We start from the raw sequence: 22,935 nt of genomic DNA on the forward strand, positions 1-22,935 counted from the left end.
ATCTTTATCAACACCCCGCCGCCGCCGGGCTGGTATAGTGGATTAACAAAAACCAGTACGGCGTTGCCTCGCCTTCCCGTACTACCCGTACTGTCTGCGGCTTCGTCGCCTTGTCCTGATTTTTGTTAATCCACTATAGAATCCCCTCATCCCCACCGCAACCCAAGGAGAAAGATCATGGATTTAACCCAACTGGCCGCCCACACCCGCGCCCTCGCCCTCGACATCCTGCACCAATCCGCCATCGGCGAAGGGCAGATATTCGTGCTCGGCCTTTCCACCAGCGAAGTCATCGGCGGGCGCCTCGGCAAAGATTCCAACCAGGAAGTGGGCGAAGTCATCGTGAAAACCCTGCTCGACATCCTCAACGAGCGCAAAATCTACCTCGCCGTGCAAGGCTGCGAACACATCAACCGCGCCCTTGCCGTGGAGCGCGAGCTGGCCGGAAAATACGGGCTCGAAATCGTGAACGTGTTGCCCGGGCTGCACGCCGGCGGCAGCGCCCAACTGGCCGCCTTCAAATACATGCGCGACCCCATAGAAGTGGAATTCATCACCGCCCACGCCGGCCTCGACATCGGCGACACCTCCATCGGCATGCACATCAAACACGTGCAAATCCCCCTGCGCCCGCAGCAGCGCGAGCTCGGCGCCGCCCACGTTTGCGCCCTGGCCAGCCGCCCGCGCCTCATCGGCGGCGAACGCGCCGGCCACTACAAAGACAGCATCCGCCGCGTGTGACGCCGCCAGCCGCGCAAAAGGCTACCTGAAAACGATGTTTCCGAAGGAAGCTGAGTTTCTGCGAAGCTAAAACGATGTTTCCGAAGGAAACGGAGTTTCTGCGCAGCTAAAATTTTTCAGGTAGCCTCCAAACCCAGGCATCCATGCCATACCTAACCACAAAGTACAAAGCCGCCATGTTGGACGAAAATTTTAAAGAGTATCTTGATGATGAATTAGGCAGAATCATGCCCGATATTCAAAAGGAATACCGCGATTTGTTTGCCTCTCTAGGATTTAACGAAACAAACCGCAGCTTCACCGAATTCTGGTCTGTATATAGCGATGAAATTTATGGGAAGTTTGGCTATTTAGTGGATTTATCCATGGATTTGGAAGACCCCTCGAGCAGCCAAACCGAAAGCTTAAGAGCCAACATCGGGCTGCCAAATCAATATTTCTCATTATTAAACAATGAGCTGGATGATTATATTCTGTATGACAAAGATACAGATGAAGTATTTTTCATTGAAGCTGAAAATATTAAAAAATTTATTGAAACCAAACAATTCAATAAACACTGGAACAGCTTTGAAGCTTTTATCAAAGACCACTTAAATTATCCGTAGCCGCATCCTATTCCCGTGCCAAGGAAGCTAATTCATCATCCGCCCTACGGCTACCTGAAAATAAGCAGTTCACAGACATGGCCGATGGAGATTTTGCACAAGAATTTTGATTCACTGGAAATTGTTGCCGATCTCCCTCTCCACCAATTTATGGTGCTGGACGCAAAATAATTCGCTTCATATTCGACAACGCACGGTTCAGCGGCTTCGGCAATTTCCCAGCAAAAGGCTACCTGAAATTTTTCAGGTAGCCTTTTATGCAACCCCATCAAGCTATCTGTTCCGCCGCGCCGCTTCCGCGCGCTGCATGATTTCTTCATAAAATTCGGGCGGCACGGCGTCTTTCAGGCGCACGCTTTTCAGGCCGAGCTCGCGCAGCATCTGTTCGGCGGGCACTTCGGCGCGCGAGTTGGGTACGCGCCTGCCGTAGCGGCCGTATTCTTCCACGGCGTAGGTGTGCGCATTGAGGCGGCTGTAGCGCTTGCCACCCGTCCACCATTCGTTGCCGTCCACATAGGCCACGTTTTCCACAAAAATGCCGTTTTCGTAGTGGAACGCTTGGCCGTGGCGCCGGTTTTGTCGGTTTTGAAAATAGATTTCCACTTTCTGCGCACTGAGGCTGGGGTCGAGATAGGCCTGATAACAGATTTTTTCTCCGCCGCTCAATGGAGCGCAGCGGCTGGGGCTGTTGCGCACGAAGGCGCTGGAATCGCGGAATACGCCGGGCCCGGGCCGGGCAAATTGGGTGCGACTGCCTTGCCCGCTGCCGGATGGGCGCTGGCCTTGAACGTTGTAACCGTAGCCGGCCAAACCGGGGTCGTGCTGCAAGGCGCCGCGCGTGGCATCGTGGGCGTGGGCCGGCAGGGCGGCAATGGCCAGCACGGCGGCAAGGGAGAGGGATGGGCGCATGGGTTTCCTTTGGTATGAAGCTGGTTTGCGGGCGGCAGATTTTAGCACGGTGCAAGCGCTTGGGCTTTGGGCGTGAACCACCTCAGGCTACCTGAAAACCTCCGCTCCAAGGAATTGAAAACACCATGCCGCGAAGTGTTCGAGAGGCTGCAAATTTCAGGTAGCCTCATCCCGCCCCGCCAATGCTGCTACAATGCCCGCCTTTCCATTTCCCCATCCAAAGGCTGCCCAATATGCCCGCCGACCGCCACGCCGTATTTGAAAACCTCGCCGCCCCCGAAACCGCCGCCTTTGCCGCCGCCGAACACGCGCAAACGCAAGCCTGGCTGGAAAGCCAGCCCGATTACGAGCCGCTGCGCCGCGATATTTTGGCCGTGCTGCAAGACGAGCAGCAGATTCCGTTTTGCCAGGAGCACCGCGCGCGGATGTATCACTTCTATCAGAGCAAGGAATTTCCCAAGGGCGTGTACCGCGTGTGCAGCGCGGCTTCGTATCGCGCCGGGCTGCCGGAATGGGAAGTGCTGTTTTCGGTGGCGGATTTCGACGAAATTTTGGGCGCGGATGTGTATTTAGACGGCGTGTCGCACTATGTGGAGCAGCCGCACAAGGTGCTGCTTTCGCTCAGCCCGGGCGGCGGCGATGCGGCGTTCACGTTGGAGTTTGATTTGGAAACGCGCCAAGTGGTGCCCAACGGCTTCCACTTCCCCGCCGGCAAAAACCACATCGCTTGGCGCGATGAAAACAGCGTGTGGGTGTGCCCGGCTTGGGACGAGCGCCAGCTCACGGCTTCGGGCTACCCGCGCGAGGTGTGGCTGCTGCGGCGCGGTCAGAGCTTCGAGGAGGCTCAGCCGGTGTTGCAAACAGAAGCGCAATCGGTGTGGGTGCACGCCTGGCGCTATCTGGATGCGCAAGGCGCGCCGATTGATTTGCTGGAAGAAAGCGCGGGCTTTTTCAGCCGGCAATATTTTCAGGTAGCCTCAGACGGGGCGCTGCTGCCCTTGGGGCTACCTGAAAATGCGGAAATCTGCGGCTATCTGGGCGGCTGGCTGCTGGTGCTGCTGCGCAGCGGCTGGCAGCGGGCCAACCATGCTTACGCCGCCGGCAGCCTCTTGGCAGTGAAGCTGAACAAGGGCGCGCTCGGGCAGGCGCACTGCCTGTTTGCGCCGCAGGCCGGGCAATCGGTGGAAGGCGTGGAAACCACGCGCCATTTCGTGGCCGCCACCTTGCTGGATAATGTTTCAGGTAGCCTCAAGGCCTGGCGGCTGCACCAGGGGCAATGGCAGGACGCCGCCGTTCCCGAGCTGCCGCTGGAAGGCGCGGCCGGCGTGGTGGAAATCGTCGATCAGCCGTGGGGCGGCGACGTGCTCTATATTGCCGCCAGCAGCTTCCTCTCGCCGCTCACGCTCTACACGCTGGATTTGCAGCGGCAGGAATGGTGCGTGATGCGACGCCAGCCCGCCCAGTTCAGCCCCGAAGGCTTGGCCGTGCGCCAGTTTCACGCCGTATCGGCCGACGGCGAACGCATTCCGTATTACCACGTGGGCGGCAACGAGCCAAACGTGCCCACGCTGGTGTATGCCTACGGCGGCTTCGGCGTGCCCGAGCTGCCGCATTATCTGGGTATCATCGGCCGGCACTGGCTCGCCCAAGGCGGCGCCTTCGTACTGGCCAACATCCGCGGCGGCGGCGAATTCGGCCCCGCCTGGCACAGCGCCGCCCAAGGCGCTGAACGCAAACACAAAAGCGCCGAAGACCTGGTGGCCGTGGCGCAGGATTTGGCCGCGCGGGGCTTGGCCGCGCCCGAACGCATCGCCCTGCAAGGCGGCAGCAACGGCGGGCTGGTGTGCGCCGCCGCCTACTGCCGCGCCCCGCAGAGCATCGGCGCGATGGTGTGCGAAGTGCCGCTCACCGACATGCTGCGCTATCCGCACCTCTCCGCCGGCGCCTCCTGGCTCGAAGAATACGGCAACCCCGACACCGAGCCCGACAGAGGCTACCTGAAAAAACTCTCGCCCTACCACAACCTGCACGCCTCCCAAGCCTACCCGCCCGCCCTCATCACCACCAACCTGAGCGACGACCGCGTGCACCCCGCCCACGCCCTCAAATTCCACGCCCGCCTGCGCGAAATCGGCGCGGAAAGCCGCCTCTATGCCCCCGAAGCCGGCGGCCACACCGGCAACGCCTCGCAGGAAGAAGTGGCCGCCGAGCTCGCCGCCGTGCTGCTCTTCCTCTGGCGCAGCATAGGCGCCCCGGCAGTAGGAAAGCGCGCATAGGTTGTTTGTTTATATTGGTTTTTCACACAGTTTGCAAAGCCGCCGCGCTATGCTAATATGCGCACCGTTGTTTTCAGGTAGCCTGATTGCGCCGCGTATCGGCAAAGCCGCCGCTCATCCGCAACATACGGATAGCAAACTGCGGGCAAATCCGTTACAATGCCGCCTTTTAGAGAACTACCTTTAATTTTTTCCCGTTTATTAAGGACAAGGACCCCACAATGGAAAACATCGAACAACGCGTTAAGAAAATCGTTGCCGAACAATTGGGCAAGAGCGAAAGCGAAGTGAAAAACGAATCTTCCTTCAGCGAAGATTTGGGCGCCGACTCTCTGGACGTGGTTGAGCTGGTAATGGCTTTGGAAGAAGCCTTCGGCTGCGACATCCCCGATGAAGAAGCTGAAAAAATCACTACCGTTCAGCAAGCCATCGATTTCGTTACTTCCCGCTCCAACTAACCGGCAGCAGGTTTAACCGCAGAATACCGGCCTCTGCCTCGGGCGTATCGTTCGCCGGCGGCAGGGGCTTTTGTTATGCAGCCCGCCTTCGCGGCAGGCTGGAGAATTTCGGAAAACACAAGACAAAACAATTATGAGCCAAAGAAGAGTGGTGGTAACTGGATTGGGGCAGATTTCCCCGGTGGGCAACAACGTGGCCAGCGCCTGGCAAAACCTGCTGGCCGGCGTGAGCGGCATCGGCAAAATCACCCGTTTTGACGCCGGCGAGCTGAGCGCGCAAATTGCCGGCGAAGTGAAAGATTTCGACATCGGCGAATACATCAGCGGCAAAGAAGCCCGCCGCATGGACGCCTTCATCCACTACGGCATTGCCGCCGCCCTGCAAGCCATTGCCGACGCCGGGCTGGACGACTGCGCCAATCTCGACAAAACCCGCGTGGGCGTGAACATCGGCTCCGGCATCGGCGGCCTGCCCTCCATTGAAGCCACCGGCATCGTGGTGCACGAAAACGGCCCGCGCCGCATCAACCCCTTCTTCATCCCCGGCTCGCTGATCAACCTGATTGCCGGCCACGTTACCATCCTCAAAGGCTACCAAGGCCCCAGCTACGGCATCGTATCGGCCTGCACCACCGGCGCACACTGCATCGGCGACGCCGCCCGCATGATCCAGTACGGCGATGCCGACGTGATGGTGGCCGGCGGCGCAGAAGGCGCGGTGTGCATGCTCGGCGTGGGCGGATTTGCCGCCATGAAGGCGCTCTCCACCCGCAACGACGACCCCGCCACTGCCTCCCGCCCGTGGGACAAAAACCGCGACGGCTTCGTGATGGGCGAAGGCGCCGGCGTATTGGTGCTGGAAGAATACGAACACGCCAAAAAACGCGGCGCACAGATCTATGCCGAGCTGGCCGGCTTCGGCATGAGCTCCGACGCGCACCACATCACCGCGCCCAACGCCGAAGGCCCCGCCCTGGCCGTGGCCCGCGCCCTGAAAGACGCCGGCCTCAACCCCGGCGACATCGACTACGTGAACGCCCACGGCACCTCCACCCCGCTGGGCGACGCCAACGAAACCACCGCGCTGAAGCTGGCCTTCGGCGATCACGCCAAAAACCTGGTGGTCAATTCCACCAAATCCATGACCGGCCACCTGCTCGGCGGCGCCGGCGGCGTGGAAGCCGTGTATTCCGTGCTGGCGCTGCACCACCAAAAATCGCCGCCCACCATCAACATCTTCGAGCAAGACATCGAAGGCGGCTGCGATTTGGATTATTGCGCCAACGAAGCCCGCGACCTGCCCATCCGCGCCGCCATTTCCAACTCCTTCGGCTTCGGCGGCACCAACGGCACCCTCGCGTTCAAACGCTTCACCGGCTGATTAACGCAAGCACCGAAAGCAAAGAAGGCTACCTGAAAACGCAGCAAAGCTAAAACCCGTTTGCCGTTTTTCAGGTAGCCTTTATCGCCAGCAATCCACACAGGAGCAACCCATGCAAATCTGCATCATCGGCGCCGGCGCCTGGGGCACCGCCCTCGCCATCCACTTCGCCCAAAACGGCCAACAAGTCAGCCTGTGGACGCGCGAACGCGAACACGCCACCGCCATGCGCGCCGAACGCAGCAACACAGGCTACCTGAAAAACTCCCCCTCCCCCGCCACACTCAGCATCGCCGACACCCCGCCCCCGGCCCGACCTCGTCATCATCGCCACCCCACCGCCGGCCTGCGCGGCAGCCTGCAAACCCTCCGCCAATGGGGCTGGAGCAACATCCCCCTCCTCACCGCCTGCAAAGGCTTCGAGCAAGGCAGCGGCCTGCTGCCCCACCAAGTCGCCCGCCAAGAGCTGCCCGACAACAGCCGCATCGGCATCCTCTCCGGCCCCAGCTTCGCCCAAGAGCTCGCCCAGCAGCTGCCCTGCGCCGTTACCCTCGCCTCAAGCAACCTGCCCTGGGTCGAAAGCCTCGCTGCCGAGCTCAGCTCCGCCGTGCTGCGCCTCTATGCCAACGACGACATGGTCGGCGTGGGCGTGGGCGGCGCCGTGAAAAACGTAATGGCCATCGCCGTGGGCATTGCCGACGGCCTGCAATACGGCCTCAACGCCCGCGCCGCCCTGATGACGCGCGGCCTGGCCGAAATCAACCGACTGGCGCTGGCCCTGGGCGCCAAACAAACCACCCTGATGGGCCTCGCCGGCATGGGCGACCTCATCCTCACCTGCACCGGCGCCCTCTCCCGCAACCGCCAAGTCGGCCTCAAACTCGCCGAAGGCAAACCCCTGCCCACGATTCTTGCCGAGCTCGGCCATGTGGCCGAAGGCGTGTACACCATCCGCGAAGCCGGTGTGCAAGCCGCCAAACTCGGCATCGACATGCCCATCACCCGTATCCTAAACGAACTCTTAGACGGCAAAATCAACGTCGGCAGCGTGGCCGAGCGGCTGATGCTGCGCGAAATCCGCGTGGAATAACGCGTAAATTTACCCGCCGCCGCTTCCGAGCGGCACAAGTTTCAGTATAATGCGGGCAGACTATCGCGCCCGCCCGGATTCGCGCCGGCGCCCAAGATTGACAAAGGCAGATTCATGAACAGCCAATTAGAGCATTTGCAAACCTCCATCGAAACCCTGGTGGGCAGATACCAATCCGCCGTGCGCGAAAAACAGGCGCTGCACAAAAAAATCGGCGAGATGGACGCCGCCTGGCAGAAACAACGGCACGACCACCGCGCCACCATCGACGGCCTGCAACTGGCCTACAGCGAGCGCATGACGCGCATGGAACGCGAGCTCACCGGCCAAATCGAAGCCTTGCAGCAGGAAAACGCCGCCTACCGCAAGCTGCTGGCAGAAAGCGCCGAAAGCATCCGCGCCCTGCTCGACCGGCTGCCCGTGTCCGCCCAAGAGGAGCAGGCAGCATGAGTATCGAACAAGTAAACGTGGATATTTTGGGCCGCCAATTCAACATCGGCACGCCCAACAGCGAAAAAGAAACCCTGTTGCAGGCCGTGCACATGCTGAATCAGAAAATCGGCGTGATTCAGTCTTCCGGCCGGATTGTGGAAACCGACAAAATCGTGATCATGGCCGCGCTGAACCTCACCCACGATTTGCTCAAAATGAGCGCGAAAGACGGTTTGGCAATCGGCGAAATTGAGCGTAGAATAAGCACCATAATAGAAAATTGCGATAAAGCACTTGATTTGGAAAAATAAATTAGTTATTCTTCTTTTAACCCTGCGGTGTTCGCGAAGGCATACCATTCCTTTGAACCAATAACATCGCTTCAGGCTGCAGATTGTGTGGTGGGCGCGCGCGTTCCCCGTGAACGTACCCGAAACTGCCGAAAGTGGCCAACCTTGACTCAAGGTTCAAGCGAATCCAGCCCAACGGCACTCGCGGGGTTTCCCCATAAAAAATCCGGTATCTTGCATACCGGATTTTGTTTTGCGGAGCGGCTTGGACAGCGCGTTGATGTATGATGCCGGCACGTTTATTTTTCAGGTAGCCTGCTGCCCAGACAAAGGCTACCTGAAAAATCAGGACTAATGGCCAAATGGAATACCCAAACCCAGTTTAGCGCCCCGGCTCTACACGGTTGGAGCGAGAGAACTGGCCAGTATTTCGCTCCCCAACCAGCCGCTGCAATCGAGCAGGGCGGGCTAATGCTTGCGGCTGTGGTTTTCGATGCCGTCGCACACGGTGGCGAGGAAGTCGAGGTATTTGGGGTCTTCGTCTGCCCACAAATCTTCTTCGCCCAAGGCATAGGCGCGGATGAGTTCGTCGGCGGCGCACTCGTGATTGCCGAGCTCGAATTGGGCTTGGCCGAGGCGCAGGTGCAGGAAGGGGTTGCCGATGGCGTCGGGGCAGTGCATGGCGTGGCTGAGGGCTTCGCGGGCGGCTTCGTGCCGGCCGCGCAGGAATTCGGTGTCGCCGATGGCGGCGAGTATCCAGGTGGCGGCTTCCCATTCGGTTTGCGGCTCGGGCAGCAAATCCCAGGCTTGCCAGTAGTGTTCCAGCGCTTCAGCGTGGCGGGATTCATCGGCCAGCGTATCGCCTTGTTCGCACAGGGTGGTGATTTGCTGGTAGGTGTGGTCGTTAAGTTCGGCCATGGCGGTTTCCTTTGTTTGAGATGCGCCGCATTATACAGGCTACCTGAAAAATGCTTGGCGGTTTTTAGCTTCGCAGAAACTCAGCCTTGGCTGCGCCAAGACATCGTTTTCAGGTAGCCTCTTCTCCTTGCCCGCGTGATAATATGCGCCGTCTTTTGTTCACATCACACCGCCGCCATGACCGCCCAACAACGCATCCGCGATCTCACTCTCCAGCTAAACCGCTACGCCCGCGAATACTACACTTTGGACGCGCCCACCGTGCCCGACAGCGAATACGACCGCCTGTTCCGCGAACTCGAAGCCCTGGAAGCGGAATATCCGCAGTTCAGGCTGCCTGAAAGCCCCACGCAGCGGGTGGGCGGCGCGGTGTTGGACGGCTTCGAGACCGTTGTCCACGCCGTGCCGATGTTGTCGCTGAACAACGCTTTTTCGCCGCGCGACTACGACACGGGCGCGTTCGACCATGCCGAATTTTTGGCGTTCGACGAGCGCGTGTGCAAGGAACTGGGCGTGGCGCAGACCGAATACGCCGTCGAGCCGAAGTTTGACGGGCTGGCCGTCAGCCTGCTGTATCAAAACGGGATTTTGGTGCAGGCGGCCACGCGCGGCGACGGCACCACGGGCGAAAACGTTACCGAAAACATCAAAACCGTGCGCAACATCCCGCTGAAACTGCACGGCGACACGCTGCCTGAAATGATGGAAGTGCGCGGCGAAGTGCTGATGCTGAAAGCCGATTTTGCCGCGCTAAACGAACGCCAGCTCGCGGCGGGGCAGAAGCCTTTCGCCAATCCGCGCAACGCCGCCGCCGGCAGCCTGCGCCAGCTCGATTCCAAAATTACCGCGCAGCGCAAACTGCATTTTTTTGCTTACGGCATCGCCCAACTGGCGGGCATCCCAAGGCAGCCTGAAAGCCATATCGAAGAACTCGCGCTGCTGGGCGAACTCGGCTTTTCGCTGCCCTACGGCTATTTCGGCGTGTACACCGGCGCGGCGGCCGTGTTGCGCGAATACGAGCGGCTGGCCGAACACCGCCCGAATCTGCCGTATGAAATTGACGGCATGGTGGTCAAGGTCAATTCATTGGCCGAACAGCGGCAACTCGGCTTCGTGTCGCGCGCGCCGCGCTGGGCGGTTGCCCACAAATTCCCCGCCGAAGAGGCCCTCACCACGGTGGAAGCGATTGACGTGCAGGTCGGCCGCACCGGCGCGATTACCCCCGTGGCGCGGCTTGCGCCCGTGTTCGTGGGCGGCGTAACCGTAACCAACGCCACGCTGCACAATCAGGACGAAGTGGCGCGCAAAGACGTGCGTGTGGGCGACACCGTGGTGGTGCGCCGCGCGGGCGACGTGATTCCCGAAGTGGTGCGCGTGGTGCTGGAACGCCGCCCGATGGTGGAAAAGCAGCCTGCACCCGATTTGTTTTCAGGTAGCCTCAAAGAACCGCAGTACGACCCGTTCAGGCTGCCTGAAACCTGCCCCGTGTGCGGCAACGCGGTGGAACGCGAAGCCGGCGAAGCCGTCGCCCGCTGCACCGGCGGAATGCTCTGCCAGGCCCAGCGCGCCCAAGGGCTCATCCATTTCGCCAGCCGCAAGGCGATGGACATCGCAGGGCTGGGCGACAGGCAAATCGAAGCCCTCGTCGCGCAAGACGTGCTGCACAGCTTTGCCGATATTTATCAACTGGATATTGCCAAGCTGCAAACCATTAAAGACAACAAATCCGCCGCCACCAAATGGGCGCAGAACATTTTGGACAGCATCGCCCAAAGCCGCACACCGCCGCTCGCCCGCTTCCTGTTCGCCCTCGGCATCCGCCACATCGGCGAAAGCACCGCCAAACAGCTTGCCGCCACCTTCGGCAACCTCGACACCGTGCGCCGCGCCCCCCAGCCCATACTCGCCTGCCTGCCCGACATCGGCAGCGTCGTCGCCCATGCCGCCGCCCACTATTTCAGGCAGCCTGCACAGCAGAAAATGTTGGACGACTTATTGCAGCACGTTGCCCCGCAGGCCGCCGCCCCGTCGCCCCAAGCCCGAGAATACGCCGCGCCCGAGCAATGGCTGCAACGTCTGCCCAATATCAAACTCAGCGAAAAACGCGCCGCCGAACTCTGGCAGCTCGCCGGCAGCCTGCACGCCCTAACCGCCGACCCCGCCCTGCCGCAGGAATGGCAAGACTGGCGCAGCCAGCCTGAACACGCCAAACTGTTGCAGGAAATCACCGCCTTCACGGAAGGGCTGCCTGAAAAAAGTGCGGACGGCGTTTCAGGCAGCCTGCACTCCGAAAACAGCGCAATCGCAGGCAAAACCTTTGTGCTCACCGGCACGCTGCCCACGCTGAAACGCGACCAGGCCGCCGCCCTGATAGAAGCCGCCGGCGGCAAAGTGAGCGGCAGCGTGTCCAAAAAAACCGACTTCGTGGTGGCGGGCGAAGCCGCCGGCAGCAAGCTGGAAAAGGCGCAGAGCTTGGGCGTGGCTGTGTTGAGTGAGGAGGAATTGCTGGGGATGCTGGGAGAGACTACCTGAAAAATATGCCGCATCCTGCCAGACTGCAGCAACTACCCGCAGGAACAGTACATTAAACTCACTTGCAAGTTGTATAGCCCGCATGCCTTTGCATCAATGCTTGCCACGCTTCTTCTCAAGAAAAGCAAAAATGTTGAATATTTATTTCCAAGACACCAGCGGATACCGATATTTGGATTTGGACACCGATGAGCACACCATTCAGGCCGCCATTTCCCACTTAAAAGAAAAAACAGGAATCTATTTAGACCCTTACGGCGACACCAAGCTCTATCCCGCTCATCAGCAGATTTTGGCCAATTACCTGCAGGCTGTTCACGGATACGGCGAAATCATAAAGTTTCTATCAAAAAAGCATGGAGTTAGATGCCGTTATCTATTGCCGTGGGGATTGATGCCGAAGCGTGGCAATCCTTGCCGCTTTTCAACCCAACTCCATCAAGGAGCCCTATGTTTTCTTTTTTCAAGCAACTACTTGCCCAATCCGAGCCGCCATTTCCGCGCAACCGTTTTGCCGGCACCAACTGGGCGCAAGAGCTGGCGGCCGCCACCCGCCGCTTGTGCAACGAAAGCGGCAGCTACGCGGAGCATGGCGCCTATACCGAATTGGAATTGGGCGCGGGCGCCGGCCATATTGTCTTATATTTCAAAAACGAATACGAAGCCGAGATGGCGGAAATTTTGAGCGCCCTAAACGAAATAGACAACCAAGTTCAGGCCGATTGCGAACGCGCTGCCGCATCGCCCGTGCCCGAAGCGCACCGCCAAACCGGCTGGACGCAGGAGCGTTGGCGCAAAGCGCATCAATTCAGCGTATCCATCGTTTGCTATGAAGCCGAGCCGCCGCAAATCGATTATGGCGCCGACCATGCGAACAGCGAATTTTCCGTTTACCTCGGCAAGGCTGGCGGCAGCTGGCAGGCGTTTTGGGATAGGGAATTGGAACGGCCTGTTTGATGGCGGCTTCCAATATGCCGATAAAGGCTACCTGAAAAAGTTTTCACCCATTGAACTGCGTTGAAGCGATTTCAGCTTCGCAGAAACCCAGCCTTGGCTGCGCCAAGACATGTTTTTCAGGTAGCCTTTACCTTTCCCGCCGAAGCGTTAAAGCGCTTGGCAAACCCGCCGCCGTGCCCTATCCTTGCCCCGGCTGACCAACCCACCCGCCCGAAAGGAAACCGCCATGCCCGCCTCCTGCCCGCTGTGCCGCGCCGAAGATGAAACCGTATTGTGGCAAAACAGCCGCCTGCGCATCATCGCCGTAAACGACAGCCCCGCCGCGCCCGCGTTTTGCCGCGTGATTTGGCGCGAACATATTGCCGAAATGACGGATTTGCCGGAAGCAGCGCGGCAGGAAATCATGGCGGCGGTGTGGCGCACCGAGGCGGCGATGCGGCAAGTGTTGCGCCCGGCCAAAATCAACCTGGCCAGCCTGGGCAACCAGGTGCCGCACCTGCATTGGCATGTGATTGCCCGCTTTGAGAACGATGCCTGTTTCCCCGATTCGATTTGGGCCGCGCCGCGCCGCGAAGCCGAGTTGGCGCTGCCGGCCGATTGGCAGCGGCAGGTGGCGGCTTTGCTGGCTGCCGAAGCGTGAGGGGCGACTGGTATAATGCCTGCCGCTCGCCCAATGCAAAGGCTACCTGAAACCGCTATCGCGGGCTTGCTTTAACGGCGGTATTTGTTGTGAATGATGGAATGGAAAAGCGTGATGAAACAGCCGTATTTATTGACGATTTCGCCCAGCTCGCTCATTTTATTTGATAACGGCCAAGACAATTTCCTAAAAGAATTCCATCAAGCGTTTGCAGATTATGCGATTGAGGGCGAATATGAAAACTTGTGGTATCTGCTCGGCACGGACGCATTCTTTGCTGTGCGCGAAAACCAGCTCGTTTTGCAGGATTGGGACAGCAAAACTTATTTCTCTCTGCCGTTATCCGAGCCTTTAAATTTGGCCGATAATTGCGGTGTTATGTTGATTGATACGCCCGAGCCGGTGGCCGCGGCAACGCTCCAAGCCGCATTCGGCAACGTGGCGGACAATAATGAAGCCCTGTCGCAAGCCCTGTTTGACTTTGAAGCGAAAAACGGCTGGAGCAAATACGATTGCCAGGCTTTGTGCATCTGCTTGTTCAGCGAAAAAGAACAAGAACAGATGAAACAGGAATTTGATTTGGCATAACTGCTTTCAGGTAGCCCAAACCCCGAAAAGGCTACCTGAAAACGATGTCTTGGCGCAGCCAAGGCTGAGTTTCTGCGAAGCTAAAACACCCAAACACTACACCAACCGATTAAGGATTCCCGCCATGCTGTTTCCCCATCTTTCCCGCCGCCGCTTCCTCAGCGCTTCCGCCACCCTGGCCGGTGCCGGCATTTTGCAGGCGTGCAGCGCGCCGGTGATGCCTGCTTCGCCCGGGCACGCCGTTGCCCCGGGCGGCCAAACCCAGCCACGCCGCAGCGGCGGGGGCACGGCTTTGCGCGTGGTGGCGCCTTCGGGCTTTGCCCCGCGCCCCGAGCAGGCGCAGGCCGGCCTGTTGCGCCTGTATAACGCCGGCTTTGCCATCACCAACCAGCAGGCGGTGGAGCGCCGCTACCAGCGTTTTGCCGGCACGGATGCCGAACGCATTGCCGATTTCCAAGACGTGGCTTCGGGCAAAGTGCCCACGCCGCAGGTGCTGATGGGCATGCGCGGCGGTTATGGCGCGGTGCGCCTGCTGCCGCATATCGATTGGGCCTCGCTCGGCGCGCGCATGCGCGAGCAAGGCACACTGTTTTTCGGCTTTAGCGATGTGTGCGCCATCCAGCTCGCCTTGCTGGCGCAGGGCAATATGTGCAGCTTCGCCGGCCCCATGCTTTACAGCGGCTTCGGCAAGGCGCAGCCCTCGGTGTATGCCATGCAGGCCTTCATCGACGGCAGCACGCAGGCCGATTTGAGCATCCAGGTGTCCGACGTGCAGGCCGATAACGTGCCCACCCTGCACGGCACCATGTGGGGCGGCAACCTGAGCGTCATCGCCTCGCTGGCCGGCTCGGCCTACCTGCCGCAGCCGGAAGGCGGCATCCTCTTCCTCGAAGACGTGGGCGAGCAGCCCTACCGCCTCGAGCGCATGCTGCAAACCCTGCATTTAGCCGGCATCCTCAAGCGGCAGCAGGCCATCGTGCTCGGCAACTTCCGCATGGGCAACGCCCGCGACGTGTACGACGGCGGCTACGACCTCTCCAGCGTCATCCGCACCCTGCGCCGCATCAGCGGCATCCCCGTGCTCACCGGCTTCCCCTTCGGCCACATCAGCAACCTCGCCACCTTCCCGCTGGGCGTGCCCACCGCCATCCGCGGCAACGGCGCCGGCGGCTACACCGCCCGCTTCAGCGGCCACCCCACGCTCAACCCCGCCGCCCTCACGCTCAACAACCTGCTGCCACCCCCGCCCTCCTTCGACAACCCCGCCCCGGCGGAAGACAACAGCGAAGCCGGCGAATAGCCGCCGCAGCGTTTTCAGGTAGCCTCATCGGAGAAAGAAGAGGCTACCTGAAAACCATCGCGCTTGTGCCGCCGCCGTTCGGCCCCATATCGCGCCCAGGCCCCTGAAACCCATTCCCACCATGACCCGCAAAAAAACCGACGCCTTCGCCCGCCTCACCGCCGCCCTCGAAATCCTGCCCAACGTCGGCCCCAAATCCGCCCGCCGCATGGCCTACGAGCTCCTGCGCCACAAGCGCGACGGCGCCGCCGAGCTGGCTGCCGCCCTCCAGCACGCCCTCACCGCCGTGCAGCACTGCCGCTTGTGCAACACCTTCTGCGAAGGCGAGCTCTGCGCCATCTGCGCCAACCCCGAGCGCGACCGCCGCCGCCTGATGATTGTGCACCTGCCCGCCGACGTGGCCGGCATGGAAGCCGCCCATTGCCACGACGGCCTCTATTTCGTGCTCATGGGGCAGATCAGCCCCGCGCAGGGCATGGATTTGCAGCACATCGCGCTGGATAAGCTGGTGGCGCGTTTGCAAGAAAGCGAAGTGGAAGAAGTGATCATCGCCACCGCCTTCACCCCCGAAGGCAACGCCACCGCCTATGTGCTGGCCGAGCTCTTCAAAAACCTGCCCTACCGCGTGAGCCGCCTGGCGCAGGGCATGCCGCTGGGCAGCGAGCTGGAATACATCGACGCCGGAACGCTGGCGCAATCCGTGTACGAACGGCGGCTGGTGAAAGAAACCGACAGCGCCGCCGCAGCCGAAACGGAACACCAACCCTAAACCCGCCGCGGAAATTTTCAGGTAGCCTCCCAGCCGCCGCTATCCCGCCCAGGCTACCTGAAAACATTAGCTTCAATGAAACCAATGCCATCCACTTTCAGGTAGCCCCTCACTCCCATCCACACCACGAACTCGCCCATGCTCCCCGCCAAACCCGACCACCCCGCCCACCGCACCGCCTCCTACATCCTGATGGCCGCCGCCCTGCTGCTGATCCTGCACTACCGCTTTCTGCCGCTGCTGCTCTCCGTTATCCTCACCTACGTGTTTATCAGCCAAACCAACGGCCTGATTTTATGGATACGCCGCCGCCTGCTGCCGCACAACACCTTCCTGCACCGCTCGCTCAACGTGCGCAACATCAACCTCGTCTCCGCCACGCTCACCATCGGCCTGGTGCTGCTGGCCATTTTCCTGATGGCGCTGGGCGTGTACCGCCTGCTGCACGGCGGGCACATTTCCGTAATGCTGGGCAAGCTCGCCGCCATCCTAGCCGACACAAAAAACAGCAGCGACCTGCCGCCCGCCATCCTAAACATGCTGCCGGAAAACCTGGCCGAAATCAAAGCCGCCGCCGCCGAGCTGATTACCGAATACGGCGCCACGCTTACCCGCATCAGCCGCAACAGTTTCACCTCCTTCGTGTATGTGATCATCGGCGTGATCATCGGCGCGCTGCTCAGCTTCCACCGCCTGAACCTGCGACGCCAACGCCGTCAAATGCCCGCGTTTAAGGCCGAGCTGGTGCGCCGCGTGGTGAACTTCCAGCACAGCTTCGAGCGCGTGTTTATTGCGCAGGTGAAGATTTCGCTGATCGACACGGCGGTAACGGCGGCGTATCTGTATCTGATTCTGCCGCTCTTCGGCGTGGCGCTGCCCTTCCGCCTCACGGTGTTGGTGATTGCCTTTGTGGTGGGGCTGATTCCGGTGGCGGGCAACCTGATTTCCAACACGGTCATCATCATCCTCAGCCTGGGCGTGTCGCTCTATGTGGCGGTGGCTTCGCTGGTGTTTTTGGTGGTGGTGCACAAGCTGGAGTATTTTTTAAACGCGAAAATCATCGGCTCGCAGATTGAATCGAGCGCGTGGGAATTGCTCTTGGTGATGGTGGTGTTCGAGCGGATTTTCGGCATCGGCGGCATCATCATCGCGCCGGTGTATTATGCTTATCTGAAAAACGAGCTGAAACAGCGCGGGCTGATTTAGCAGGATAGGGGCTACCTGAAAAATCCCGCCGGCTCGGGCATGGATGCCCAAGCTGCCCGACACATTAAAGGCTACCTGAAATTTTTTCAGGTAGCCTCTGCGGTATAATACCGCCTCCTTTTTATCCGATTTATCCGAGCCAAACCGTGAGCTTCTTCGAGCGTTTTATCCATTCCCTGCTGTTTGAAATCGGCGCGGTGCTGATTTCGGCGATTGCCGTGCTGCTGTTCGGGCATTCGCAGGCCGGCACGGCGTTTGGCATGAGCGTGGCGGTGTCGGTAACGGCGATGGTGTGGAATTTTGTGTTCAACTGGGGCTTCGACAAAATCTTCACCGGCCGGCGCGAGCGGCGCGGCTGGGGCGTGAGGATGCTGCAAACCGGCGCGTTTGAAGGCGGGCTGCTGTTTTTCACCACGCCGCTGATTGCCTGGTTTCTGCAAATCAAGCTGTGGCAGGCGCTGCTTGCCGACCTCGGCCTCACCCTGCTCATCGTGCTCTATTCCCTGGCCTACAATTGGGCCTTCGACCACCTGCGTGCCCGCCTGCTGGCGCGGCGGCAGGGCATATCCGAAGCGCATTAGGTTTTGCAAAACCGCCGGATAGAGTAAAATTAGCCAAACTTTCAAACAGGCTACCTGAAAACAGCCGAAACCCTTTTTCAGGTAGCCCTAATCTTTCGCAATCATTATGGACAACAAACAAAAACTGCAAACAGGCCTCGCCGAGCTCGGCCTCAGCCTCAACACCGCCCAGCAGCTCCTGCTGCTCGAATACGCCTCGCTGCTGCAAAAGTGGAACCGCGTGTACAACCTCACCGCCCTGCGCCGCGACGACAAAATCATCAGCCACCACATCCTCGACAGCCTCACCCTGCTGCCCTATGTGCAAGAGGCAAAAACCCTGATGGACGTGGGCTCCGGCAGCGGCATGCCCGGCATTCCCACCGCCATTTGCCGCCCCGACCTGCACATCACCCTGCTCGATTCCAACACCAAAAAAACCGCCTTCTTGCAGCAAACCGTAATCGAACTCGGCCTCTCCAACGTTACCGTGGCTTCCGGCCGCGTGGAAACCATCTACGACAAAAAAGTAGACGTGGTTACCAGCCGCGCCTTCGCCGAGCTCGCCGATTTCGTCGCCCTCACCAAACACCTGCTCAACGAACACGGCTACTGGGCCGCCATGAAAGGCGTGTACCCCTACGAAGAAATCGCCCAGCTCCCCGCCGACATCGAAGTAGTGGCCGCCGACAAGCTCAACGTGCCCATGCTCGACGCCGAGCGGCACATGGTAATCATGCGGCAGAAATAGCCTGCGCCGCCGCCGCGCAGGCTACTTGAAACCCTCCACACAGAAAGGCCGAATGATGAGCGCCACAGTTATCGCCATTGCCAACCAAAAAGGCGGCGTGGGCAAAACCACCACCGCCGTCAATTTGGCCGCCTCCCTGGCCAGCCGCCAACAGCGCGTGCTGCTGATCGACCTCGACCCGCAAGGCAACGCCAGCACCGGCAGCGGCATCGACAAAAGCAGCCTGCGCGCCGGCACCTACCAAGTCTTGCTCGAACAAATCCCCGCCGCCGAAGCCCGCCTCAGAAGCCCCAAAGGCCACTACGACATCCTCGCCGCCAACCGCTCGCTGGCCGGTGCCGAAGTCGAGCTGATTCAGGAAATCGCCCGCGAGATGCGCCTCAAAACCGCCATCCAGCCGCTTTTGTCCGAATACGACATCATCCTCATCGACTGCCCGCCCACCCTCACCCTGCTCACCCTCAACGGCCTCGTGGCCGCCGACAAGCTCGTGGTGCCCATGGTGTGCGAATACTACGCGCTCGAAGGCATCTCCGACCTCATCGCCACCGTGCGCAAAATCCGCAAAGCCATCAACCCCAAGCTCGACATCCTCGGCATCGCCCGCACCATGTACAACACCCAAAGCCGCCTCTCCCTGGAAGTGAGCGACCAGCTGGAAAAACACTTCTCCCGCCTCGTGTTCCGCACCATCATCCCGCGTAACGTGCGCCTGGCCGAAGCCCCCAGCTACGGCATGCCCGCCCTGGCCTACGACCCCAAAGCCAAAGGCACCCTGGCCTATCTGGAACTCGCCGACGAAGTGCTCGCCCGCTGCAATCCAAACGCCGCCAACACACAGCAGGCTACCTGAAAAACAAACAAAGCAAATGTCTGCGCAGCCAAAGCACCAGCAGCCCACAAGTTCACACACCCACAATAAAACCAAACTGCCGCACACCCAGCCGCCCACACATTTTCAGGTAGCCTCCACCGCCGCCCACTCCCCTTCCCATTCATGCCCCGCCATTCCGCCCCTCACCCCCGCCGAAACCCGGCTCGCCGCAGCGTGTTCGGCAACGGGCTGGACTACTCCCGCATCCGCCTGCGCTTCGGCACCTGGTGGCTGCCGCCCCTCGGCGTGGCCGTTGCCCCTTCGGCCACATCCACTTCCCCGCCTGCAAACTCTGCCCCGATTTCTCCGCCCGCCCCAGCCCGAACGCGCTCGGCTGATACACGAGCTCGCCCACGTGTGGCAACACCAAAACGGCTTCCCCGTGTGGCTCGGCGGCCTCCTCACCGCCCTGCGCGGCGGCTACCTGAAACAGCGCGCCTACCGCCTGCCCCACCTCGCCGCCGTACCCCACCTCAGCCGCCTCAACATGGAGCAGCAGGCCGAAATCTTCGCCCTCTATTACCGCGCCGCCCACTGCCGCGAGCCCGCCATCGCCCCGCTCCTGCCCCACTTGCAGCGCCTGCTCCACCCCTTCTTCCAAAACCCCGCCAGCCGCACCCTGCGCCCGAGATGGTGTTAAACGCATATAGCGAATCAAATTGGCTTTCGATACCAGGCAGCGAGCCGCAGACAGTACAGGAGTACGGCAAGGCAGGCTAACGCCGTAGCGAAAGTTAAGTTGATCCGCTATAGCAGCCGCATGCCACTTTTCAGGTAGCCTCTCCCCAACGGCAGGCAATAAAAATACCCCGCATAAAGCAGGGTATTTTTGCCAATTGGTGGAGGCGGGGGGAATCGAACCCCCGTCCGAAAGTCCTCTACAGAGCGTTCTACATACTTAGTCGTGCCAACTTGAATCTCGCCCCCATTCCGCCGACAGACAGGCTGTTTGGAGGCCAGTTACCTTAAATCTTATTTCCCGCCAAGTAACCCGGCGGAAAACCAGTCAATGTGAAATGACGTTGCCGTGGCTTGCGCCACACAGCCCATTGACCAACTGCTGCAACGGCAGGCCTTAAGCGGCCAATGCAAAAGTTTCGTCGTTTGCGACTATTTGAATTCAGTGTTTTACGGGAAATCTGAGATCCCGGTATGCCCGCATCTGCTTTGCAACCCCCGTCGAAACCAAGGTCGCCCCCAGATAAGGAAGGCGGATTATACGCCGGGCGGCCGGTTTGGACAATCCGCCCGGCAAGAGGCTACCTGAAAACCCTCACTCCTCATCACCTCCGGCGGATGTGAACACGCCGCTTGCCGTCCTGCTTTTCGTCGTCGGCAGAATAAGCAGAATAAACAGTGACAAACACCACGGCCCCCGCTATCAATGCACCCGCCAGCGATAATGCCATCCCCGCCCAAAACGCCTGATTGGCATCATCATAATACATTTCAAATACATCTGTGAGCAGCCCTAAAACCACCAACAGCAGCGTTGTTACACCCAAGCCCACGCCTGTTGCCAGCGCAGTAATCATTGCGGCCAACGATGCTTTTAAAACACGAAAATCTTTGCTCATGCTCATCCCCTGTTTTTCAGGTAGCCTTTATCTACCAGTATCTGCCCGAGCCGCGCCGCTATTTGCCGTGCAGCACGCGCTGGGCGGCGGCGATGTCGCCGGCGAGGATGGCGGGCAGGGTGTCGATGGATTTGGTGATGGCTTGGCTGATGAGCTCGCGGTCTTCGGCGCGGGGCTTTTTCAGCACGTAGTTGATCACTTCGCTGCGTTCGCCGGGGTGGCCGATGCCCAGGCGCAGGCGGTAGAAATCGGGCGTGCCGAGGCGGGCTTGGATGTCTTTGAGGCCGTTGTGGCCGCCATTGCCGCCGCCGAGCTTGAATTTGATGCGGCCGGGCTCGAGGTCGAGCTCGTCGTGGATCACGAGGATTTCCTGCGGCTTGATTTTGTAGAACGCGGCGAGCGCCTGCACGGATTGGCCGGAGCGGTTCATATAGGTTTGCGGTTTGAGCAGGCGGATTTCTCCTTCGGGCTGCACGCTGCGGGCGCTGTGGCCGAAGAATTTCTTGTCGTCTTGCCAGCGGGCTTGCCATTTGTGGGCGAGCTCGTCGAGCAGCCAGAAGCCGGCGTTGTGGCGGGTGTCGTCGTATTCGGGGCCGGGGTTGCCGAGGCCGACGATGAGTTTGATGGGCATGGGGTGTCCTTTGGTTTGGTCTTTCAGGTAGCCTTTGGCTTAGGCGGAAAGGCTACCTGAAAAATTGAAGATTCGGTTTTCACTTCGCGGGATTGCTGTTGTGTCTGGTTTTTCAGGTAGCCTCTTTGTCCAGCGTGAGGTGCGGCAGGGCGAGGTAGGCTTCGGACTGCATTTCGGTAAGGCGGCTGGCGCTGCGCACGAATTCGTGGGCGAAGCTGCCCCGGGTGTAGAGCTGTTCGGGCGGGGCGGCGAGGCTGGCGCTGAGTTTGACGCGGTAGTCGTAGAGCACGTCGATGAGCCAGGTGAGGCGGCGGGCTTCGGCGTGTTCGCTTTCGCCGAGCTTGGGGATGTGCGAGACGAAAATCATGCGGTTTTGCTCGGCCAGGGCGAGGTAGTCGGCCTGGGAGCGGGGGCCGCGGCACAGGGCGTCGAAATGAAACCATAATGCGCCGTCGGCTTGGCCTTGGGTGGGGATTTGGCGGCCGAGCAGGGGCAGCGTGCCGGCTTGAGGGGCTTGGCCGGTGTGCCGCGCAAACAGGGCGGCGAGCTGCTCTTCACTGCGAGCATCGTCGGAAATGAAGAAGATGTCGGCAGGGGTGAGGCTGCGCTGGCGGTAGTCTTGGCCGCTGTCTACGTTGAGGATGTCGAGGCTGCGTTCGAGCAGGGCGATGGTGGGCAGGAAGCTGCTGCGGTTTTGGCCTTGGGGGTAGAGGCCGGCGGGCTCGTAGTTGGAGGTGGCCACGAGGACGATGCCTTCGGCGAGCAGGCCTTCGAGCAGGCGGCCGAGGATCATGGCGTCGGCGATGTCGCTCACGTGGAATTCGTCGAAGCAGAGCACTTGGGCTTCGCGGGCGATGTCGCGGGCGACGGCTTGCAGGGGGTTGGTTTGGTTTTTGTGTTCGCGCATGCGGCGGTGGGCTTCGGCCATGAAGGCGTGGAAGTGGGCGCGGCGGGCGCTGCCGGGCGGCAGGCAGCCGTGGAAGGCGTCCATGAGGAAGCTTTTGCCGCGCCCGACGCCGCCATAAAAATAAAGGCCTTTGGGCGGGGCAGCTTTTTTGCCGAAGAGTTTGCCGAACAGGCTGCCGCGCTGCGAACGGTGGGCGGCGAGCTCGTGCCAGAGCCGGTCAAGGCGGCGGACGGCGGTTTCTTGGGCGGCATCGCGGATGAAGCCGGGCTGTTGGGCGGCGGCTTGGTACCAGCTTAAGGGGCTGTGGCCGGCGAAGGGGGGCGGGGTGAAGGCGGTCATGGTGTGTGTTTTCGGTTGGATTTTTCGGTTGGACTGATGGGATGGGTTTGCGTTTGGGCTTGGCAGACGCTTAGCCTGCGGCGCCGAGGCTTGGTTTTTCAGGTAGCCTTCACGGGATAGCAGGCTACCTGAAAACGAGCAAAGCGAGTTTCTGCGAAGCTAAAATTGTTTGGCTCAATTCAAACGGCGCTATTCTGCCCG

24 protein-coding genes and 2 other RNA genes are annotated in these 22,935 nt (G+C 60.3%); 20 read left to right on the forward strand and 6 right to left on the reverse strand.

Features of this window, described 5'->3' with window-relative positions; translation table 11 throughout:
- The first annotated feature begins 177 nt into the window (after window positions 1-177).
- Window positions 178-741, forward strand: a complete 564-nt coding sequence (locus LG371_RS00755) for a TIGR01440 family protein (RefSeq protein WP_225747485.1) — start codon at window positions 178-180, stop codon at window positions 739-741.
- 143 nt (window positions 742-884) lie between these two features.
- Window positions 885-1,349, forward strand: a complete 465-nt coding sequence (locus LG371_RS00760) for a hypothetical protein (RefSeq protein WP_225747486.1) — start codon at window positions 885-887, stop codon at window positions 1,347-1,349.
- A 273-nt stretch (window positions 1,350-1,622) separates the two neighbouring features.
- On the opposite strand, the gene LG371_RS00765 is transcribed toward LG371_RS00760, so the two are convergent.
- Window positions 1,623-2,258, reverse strand: a complete 636-nt coding sequence (locus tag LG371_RS00765) for a hypothetical protein (protein ID WP_067594424.1) — start codon at window positions 2,256-2,258, stop codon at window positions 1,623-1,625.
- Between the two features lie 233 nt (window positions 2,259-2,491).
- Between LG371_RS00765 and LG371_RS00770 the strand changes: the two genes are divergently transcribed.
- The 7 genes from LG371_RS00770 (at window position 2,492) to ssrS (ending at window position 8,400) form a co-directional block, all read left to right on the forward strand.
- A complete protein-coding gene (locus LG371_RS00770; RefSeq protein ID WP_225747487.1) occupies window positions 2,492-4,534 on the forward strand; it encodes a prolyl oligopeptidase family protein in 2,043 nt (680 codons plus the stop codon).
- A gap of 221 nt (window positions 4,535-4,755) precedes the next feature.
- Window positions 4,756-4,992: an acyl carrier protein gene (gene acpP, locus LG371_RS00775; RefSeq protein ID WP_003824915.1), complete on the forward strand. Its 237-nt coding sequence runs from the start codon at window positions 4,756-4,758 to the stop codon at window positions 4,990-4,992.
- Between the two features lie 133 nt (window positions 4,993-5,125).
- Window positions 5,126-6,373, forward strand: coding sequence for a beta-ketoacyl-ACP synthase II (gene fabF / locus LG371_RS00780; protein WP_067594427.1), 1,248 nt, complete (start codon window positions 5,126-5,128; stop codon window positions 6,371-6,373).
- Window positions 6,374-6,485: 112 nt separating this feature from the next.
- Entirely contained in the window at window positions 6,486-7,463 is a 978-nt protein-coding gene (locus LG371_RS00785) for an NAD(P)H-dependent glycerol-3-phosphate dehydrogenase (RefSeq protein ID WP_225747488.1), read from the forward strand.
- A 114-nt stretch (window positions 7,464-7,577) separates the two neighbouring features.
- On the forward strand, window positions 7,578-7,913 hold the full coding sequence (locus tag LG371_RS00790) for a hypothetical protein (protein ID WP_067594433.1): 336 nt from the start codon (window positions 7,578-7,580) through the stop codon (window positions 7,911-7,913).
- Window positions 7,910-8,206 carry a cell division protein ZapA gene (locus LG371_RS00795; protein WP_067594436.1) on the forward strand — a complete coding sequence of 99 codons (297 nt, stop codon included), beginning with the start codon at window positions 7,910-7,912 and terminating at the stop codon, window positions 8,204-8,206. Before LG371_RS00790 ends, LG371_RS00795 begins: the two co-directional genes overlap by 4 nt.
- Window positions 8,207-8,222: 16 nt before the next feature.
- Window positions 8,223-8,400: non-coding RNA, 6S RNA (gene ssrS, locus LG371_RS00800), on the forward strand.
- 253 nt (window positions 8,401-8,653) lie between these two features.
- On the opposite strand, the gene LG371_RS00805 is transcribed toward ssrS, so the two are convergent.
- Window positions 8,654-9,103 (reverse strand): tetratricopeptide repeat protein, encoded by a 450-nt coding sequence (locus tag LG371_RS00805; RefSeq protein ID WP_067594439.1) that lies wholly within the window; start codon window positions 9,101-9,103, stop codon window positions 8,654-8,656.
- 177 nt (window positions 9,104-9,280) lie between these two features.
- Between LG371_RS00805 and ligA the strand changes: the two genes are divergently transcribed.
- From ligA to LG371_RS00860, 11 genes are all read left to right on the forward strand, one after another.
- Window positions 9,281-11,635 (forward strand): NAD-dependent DNA ligase LigA, encoded by a 2,355-nt coding sequence (gene ligA / locus LG371_RS00810; protein ID WP_225747489.1) that lies wholly within the window; start codon window positions 9,281-9,283, stop codon window positions 11,633-11,635.
- Window positions 11,636-12,085: 450 nt separating this feature from the next.
- A complete protein-coding gene (locus LG371_RS00815) occupies window positions 12,086-12,592 on the forward strand; it encodes a hypothetical protein (protein ID WP_067594446.1) in 507 nt (168 codons plus the stop codon).
- 226 nt (window positions 12,593-12,818) lie between these two features.
- Window positions 12,819-13,232, forward strand: a complete 414-nt coding sequence (locus LG371_RS00820) for an HIT family protein (RefSeq protein ID WP_225747490.1) — start codon at window positions 12,819-12,821, stop codon at window positions 13,230-13,232.
- Window positions 13,233-13,325: 93 nt separating this feature from the next.
- The gene (locus tag LG371_RS00825; protein ID WP_225747491.1) at window positions 13,326-13,820 is read left to right on the forward strand and encodes a hypothetical protein; all 495 of its coding nucleotides are present in this window, start codon (window positions 13,326-13,328) and stop codon (window positions 13,818-13,820) included.
- A 124-nt stretch (window positions 13,821-13,944) separates the two neighbouring features.
- Entirely contained in the window at window positions 13,945-15,120 is a 1,176-nt protein-coding gene (locus LG371_RS00830; protein ID WP_067594451.1) for an LD-carboxypeptidase, read from the forward strand.
- A gap of 121 nt (window positions 15,121-15,241) precedes the next feature.
- Window positions 15,242-15,889, forward strand: coding sequence for a recombination mediator RecR (gene recR / locus LG371_RS00835; protein ID WP_067594454.1), 648 nt, complete (start codon window positions 15,242-15,244; stop codon window positions 15,887-15,889).
- Between the two features lie 138 nt (window positions 15,890-16,027).
- Entirely contained in the window at window positions 16,028-17,095 is a 1,068-nt protein-coding gene (locus LG371_RS00840; protein ID WP_067594457.1) for an AI-2E family transporter, read from the forward strand.
- Between the two features lie 146 nt (window positions 17,096-17,241).
- Window positions 17,242-17,676 (forward strand): PACE efflux transporter, encoded by a 435-nt coding sequence (locus tag LG371_RS00845; protein WP_225747492.1) that lies wholly within the window; start codon window positions 17,242-17,244, stop codon window positions 17,674-17,676.
- A 106-nt stretch (window positions 17,677-17,782) separates the two neighbouring features.
- Entirely contained in the window at window positions 17,783-18,406 is a 624-nt protein-coding gene (gene rsmG / locus LG371_RS00850; RefSeq protein WP_225747493.1) for a 16S rRNA (guanine(527)-N(7))-methyltransferase RsmG, read from the forward strand.
- 55 nt (window positions 18,407-18,461) lie between these two features.
- Window positions 18,462-19,259, forward strand: a complete 798-nt coding sequence (locus LG371_RS00855) for a ParA family protein (protein ID WP_067594701.1) — start codon at window positions 18,462-18,464, stop codon at window positions 19,257-19,259.
- A 16-nt stretch (window positions 19,260-19,275) separates the two neighbouring features.
- Window positions 19,276-19,920, forward strand: coding sequence for a hypothetical protein (locus LG371_RS00860; protein WP_225747494.1), 645 nt, complete (start codon window positions 19,276-19,278; stop codon window positions 19,918-19,920).
- A gap of 197 nt (window positions 19,921-20,117) precedes the next feature.
- Here LG371_RS00860 and ssrA read toward each other — a convergent pair.
- The 4 genes from ssrA to zapE all read right to left on the reverse strand — a co-directional run bounded on the left by ssrA (window position 20,118) and on the right by zapE (window position 22,734).
- Window positions 20,118-20,479: a transfer-messenger RNA gene (gene ssrA, locus LG371_RS00865) on the reverse strand.
- Between the two features lie 84 nt (window positions 20,480-20,563).
- Entirely contained in the window at window positions 20,564-20,857 is a 294-nt protein-coding gene (locus LG371_RS00870) for a hypothetical protein (protein WP_156503574.1), read from the reverse strand.
- Between the two features lie 58 nt (window positions 20,858-20,915).
- Entirely contained in the window at window positions 20,916-21,488 is a 573-nt protein-coding gene (pth, locus tag LG371_RS00875) for an aminoacyl-tRNA hydrolase (RefSeq protein WP_067594474.1), read from the reverse strand.
- A 112-nt stretch (window positions 21,489-21,600) separates the two neighbouring features.
- The gene (gene zapE, locus LG371_RS00880; RefSeq protein WP_225747495.1) at window positions 21,601-22,734 is read right to left on the reverse strand and encodes a cell division protein ZapE; all 1,134 of its coding nucleotides are present in this window, start codon (window positions 22,732-22,734) and stop codon (window positions 21,601-21,603) included.
- Window positions 22,735-22,935: the final 201 nt, after the last annotated feature.

The organism is Eikenella sp. Marseille-P7795, from assembly GCF_916618725.1.
Classification (GTDB): domain Bacteria; phylum Pseudomonadota; class Gammaproteobacteria; order Burkholderiales; family Neisseriaceae; genus Eikenella; species Eikenella longinqua.

Excerpts from the sequence above, each read along its gene's own strand:
- LG371_RS00755 (WP_225747485.1), top strand. The coding sequence starts at position 178 with ATGGATTTAACCCAACTGGCCGCCCACACCCGCGCCCTCGCCCTCGAC.
- LG371_RS00760 (WP_225747486.1), top strand. The coding sequence starts at position 885 with ATGCCATACCTAACCACAAAGTACAAAGCCGCCATGTTGGACGAAAAT.
- LG371_RS00765 (WP_067594424.1), bottom strand. The coding sequence starts at position 2,258 with ATGCGCCCATCCCTCTCCCTTGCCGCCGTGCTGGCCATTGCCGCCCTG.
- LG371_RS00770 (WP_225747487.1), top strand. The coding sequence starts at position 2,492 with ATGCCCGCCGACCGCCACGCCGTATTTGAAAACCTCGCCGCCCCCGAA.
- acpP (WP_003824915.1), top strand. The coding sequence starts at position 4,756 with ATGGAAAACATCGAACAACGCGTTAAGAAAATCGTTGCCGAACAATTG.
- fabF (WP_067594427.1), top strand. The coding sequence starts at position 5,126 with ATGAGCCAAAGAAGAGTGGTGGTAACTGGATTGGGGCAGATTTCCCCG.
- LG371_RS00785 (WP_225747488.1), top strand. The coding sequence starts at position 6,486 with ATGCAAATCTGCATCATCGGCGCCGGCGCCTGGGGCACCGCCCTCGCC.
- LG371_RS00790 (WP_067594433.1), top strand. The coding sequence starts at position 7,578 with ATGAACAGCCAATTAGAGCATTTGCAAACCTCCATCGAAACCCTGGTG.
- LG371_RS00795 (WP_067594436.1), top strand. The coding sequence starts at position 7,910 with ATGAGTATCGAACAAGTAAACGTGGATATTTTGGGCCGCCAATTCAAC.
- LG371_RS00805 (WP_067594439.1), bottom strand. The coding sequence starts at position 9,103 with ATGGCCGAACTTAACGACCACACCTACCAGCAAATCACCACCCTGTGC.
- ligA (WP_225747489.1), top strand. The coding sequence starts at position 9,281 with ATGACCGCCCAACAACGCATCCGCGATCTCACTCTCCAGCTAAACCGC.
- LG371_RS00815 (WP_067594446.1), top strand. The coding sequence starts at position 12,086 with ATGTTTTCTTTTTTCAAGCAACTACTTGCCCAATCCGAGCCGCCATTT.
- LG371_RS00820 (WP_225747490.1), top strand. The coding sequence starts at position 12,819 with ATGCCCGCCTCCTGCCCGCTGTGCCGCGCCGAAGATGAAACCGTATTG.
- LG371_RS00825 (WP_225747491.1), top strand. The coding sequence starts at position 13,326 with ATGATGGAATGGAAAAGCGTGATGAAACAGCCGTATTTATTGACGATT.
- LG371_RS00830 (WP_067594451.1), top strand. The coding sequence starts at position 13,945 with ATGCTGTTTCCCCATCTTTCCCGCCGCCGCTTCCTCAGCGCTTCCGCC.
- recR (WP_067594454.1), top strand. The coding sequence starts at position 15,242 with ATGACCCGCAAAAAAACCGACGCCTTCGCCCGCCTCACCGCCGCCCTC.
- LG371_RS00840 (WP_067594457.1), top strand. The coding sequence starts at position 16,028 with ATGCTCCCCGCCAAACCCGACCACCCCGCCCACCGCACCGCCTCCTAC.
- rsmG (WP_225747493.1), top strand. The coding sequence starts at position 17,783 with ATGGACAACAAACAAAAACTGCAAACAGGCCTCGCCGAGCTCGGCCTC.
- LG371_RS00855 (WP_067594701.1), top strand. The coding sequence starts at position 18,462 with ATGAGCGCCACAGTTATCGCCATTGCCAACCAAAAAGGCGGCGTGGGC.
- LG371_RS00860 (WP_225747494.1), top strand. The coding sequence starts at position 19,276 with ATGTCTGCGCAGCCAAAGCACCAGCAGCCCACAAGTTCACACACCCAC.
- LG371_RS00870 (WP_156503574.1), bottom strand. The coding sequence starts at position 20,857 with ATGAGCAAAGATTTTCGTGTTTTAAAAGCATCGTTGGCCGCAATGATT.
- pth (WP_067594474.1), bottom strand. The coding sequence starts at position 21,488 with ATGCCCATCAAACTCATCGTCGGCCTCGGCAACCCCGGCCCCGAATAC.
- zapE (WP_225747495.1), bottom strand. The coding sequence starts at position 22,734 with ATGACCGCCTTCACCCCGCCCCCCTTCGCCGGCCACAGCCCCTTAAGC.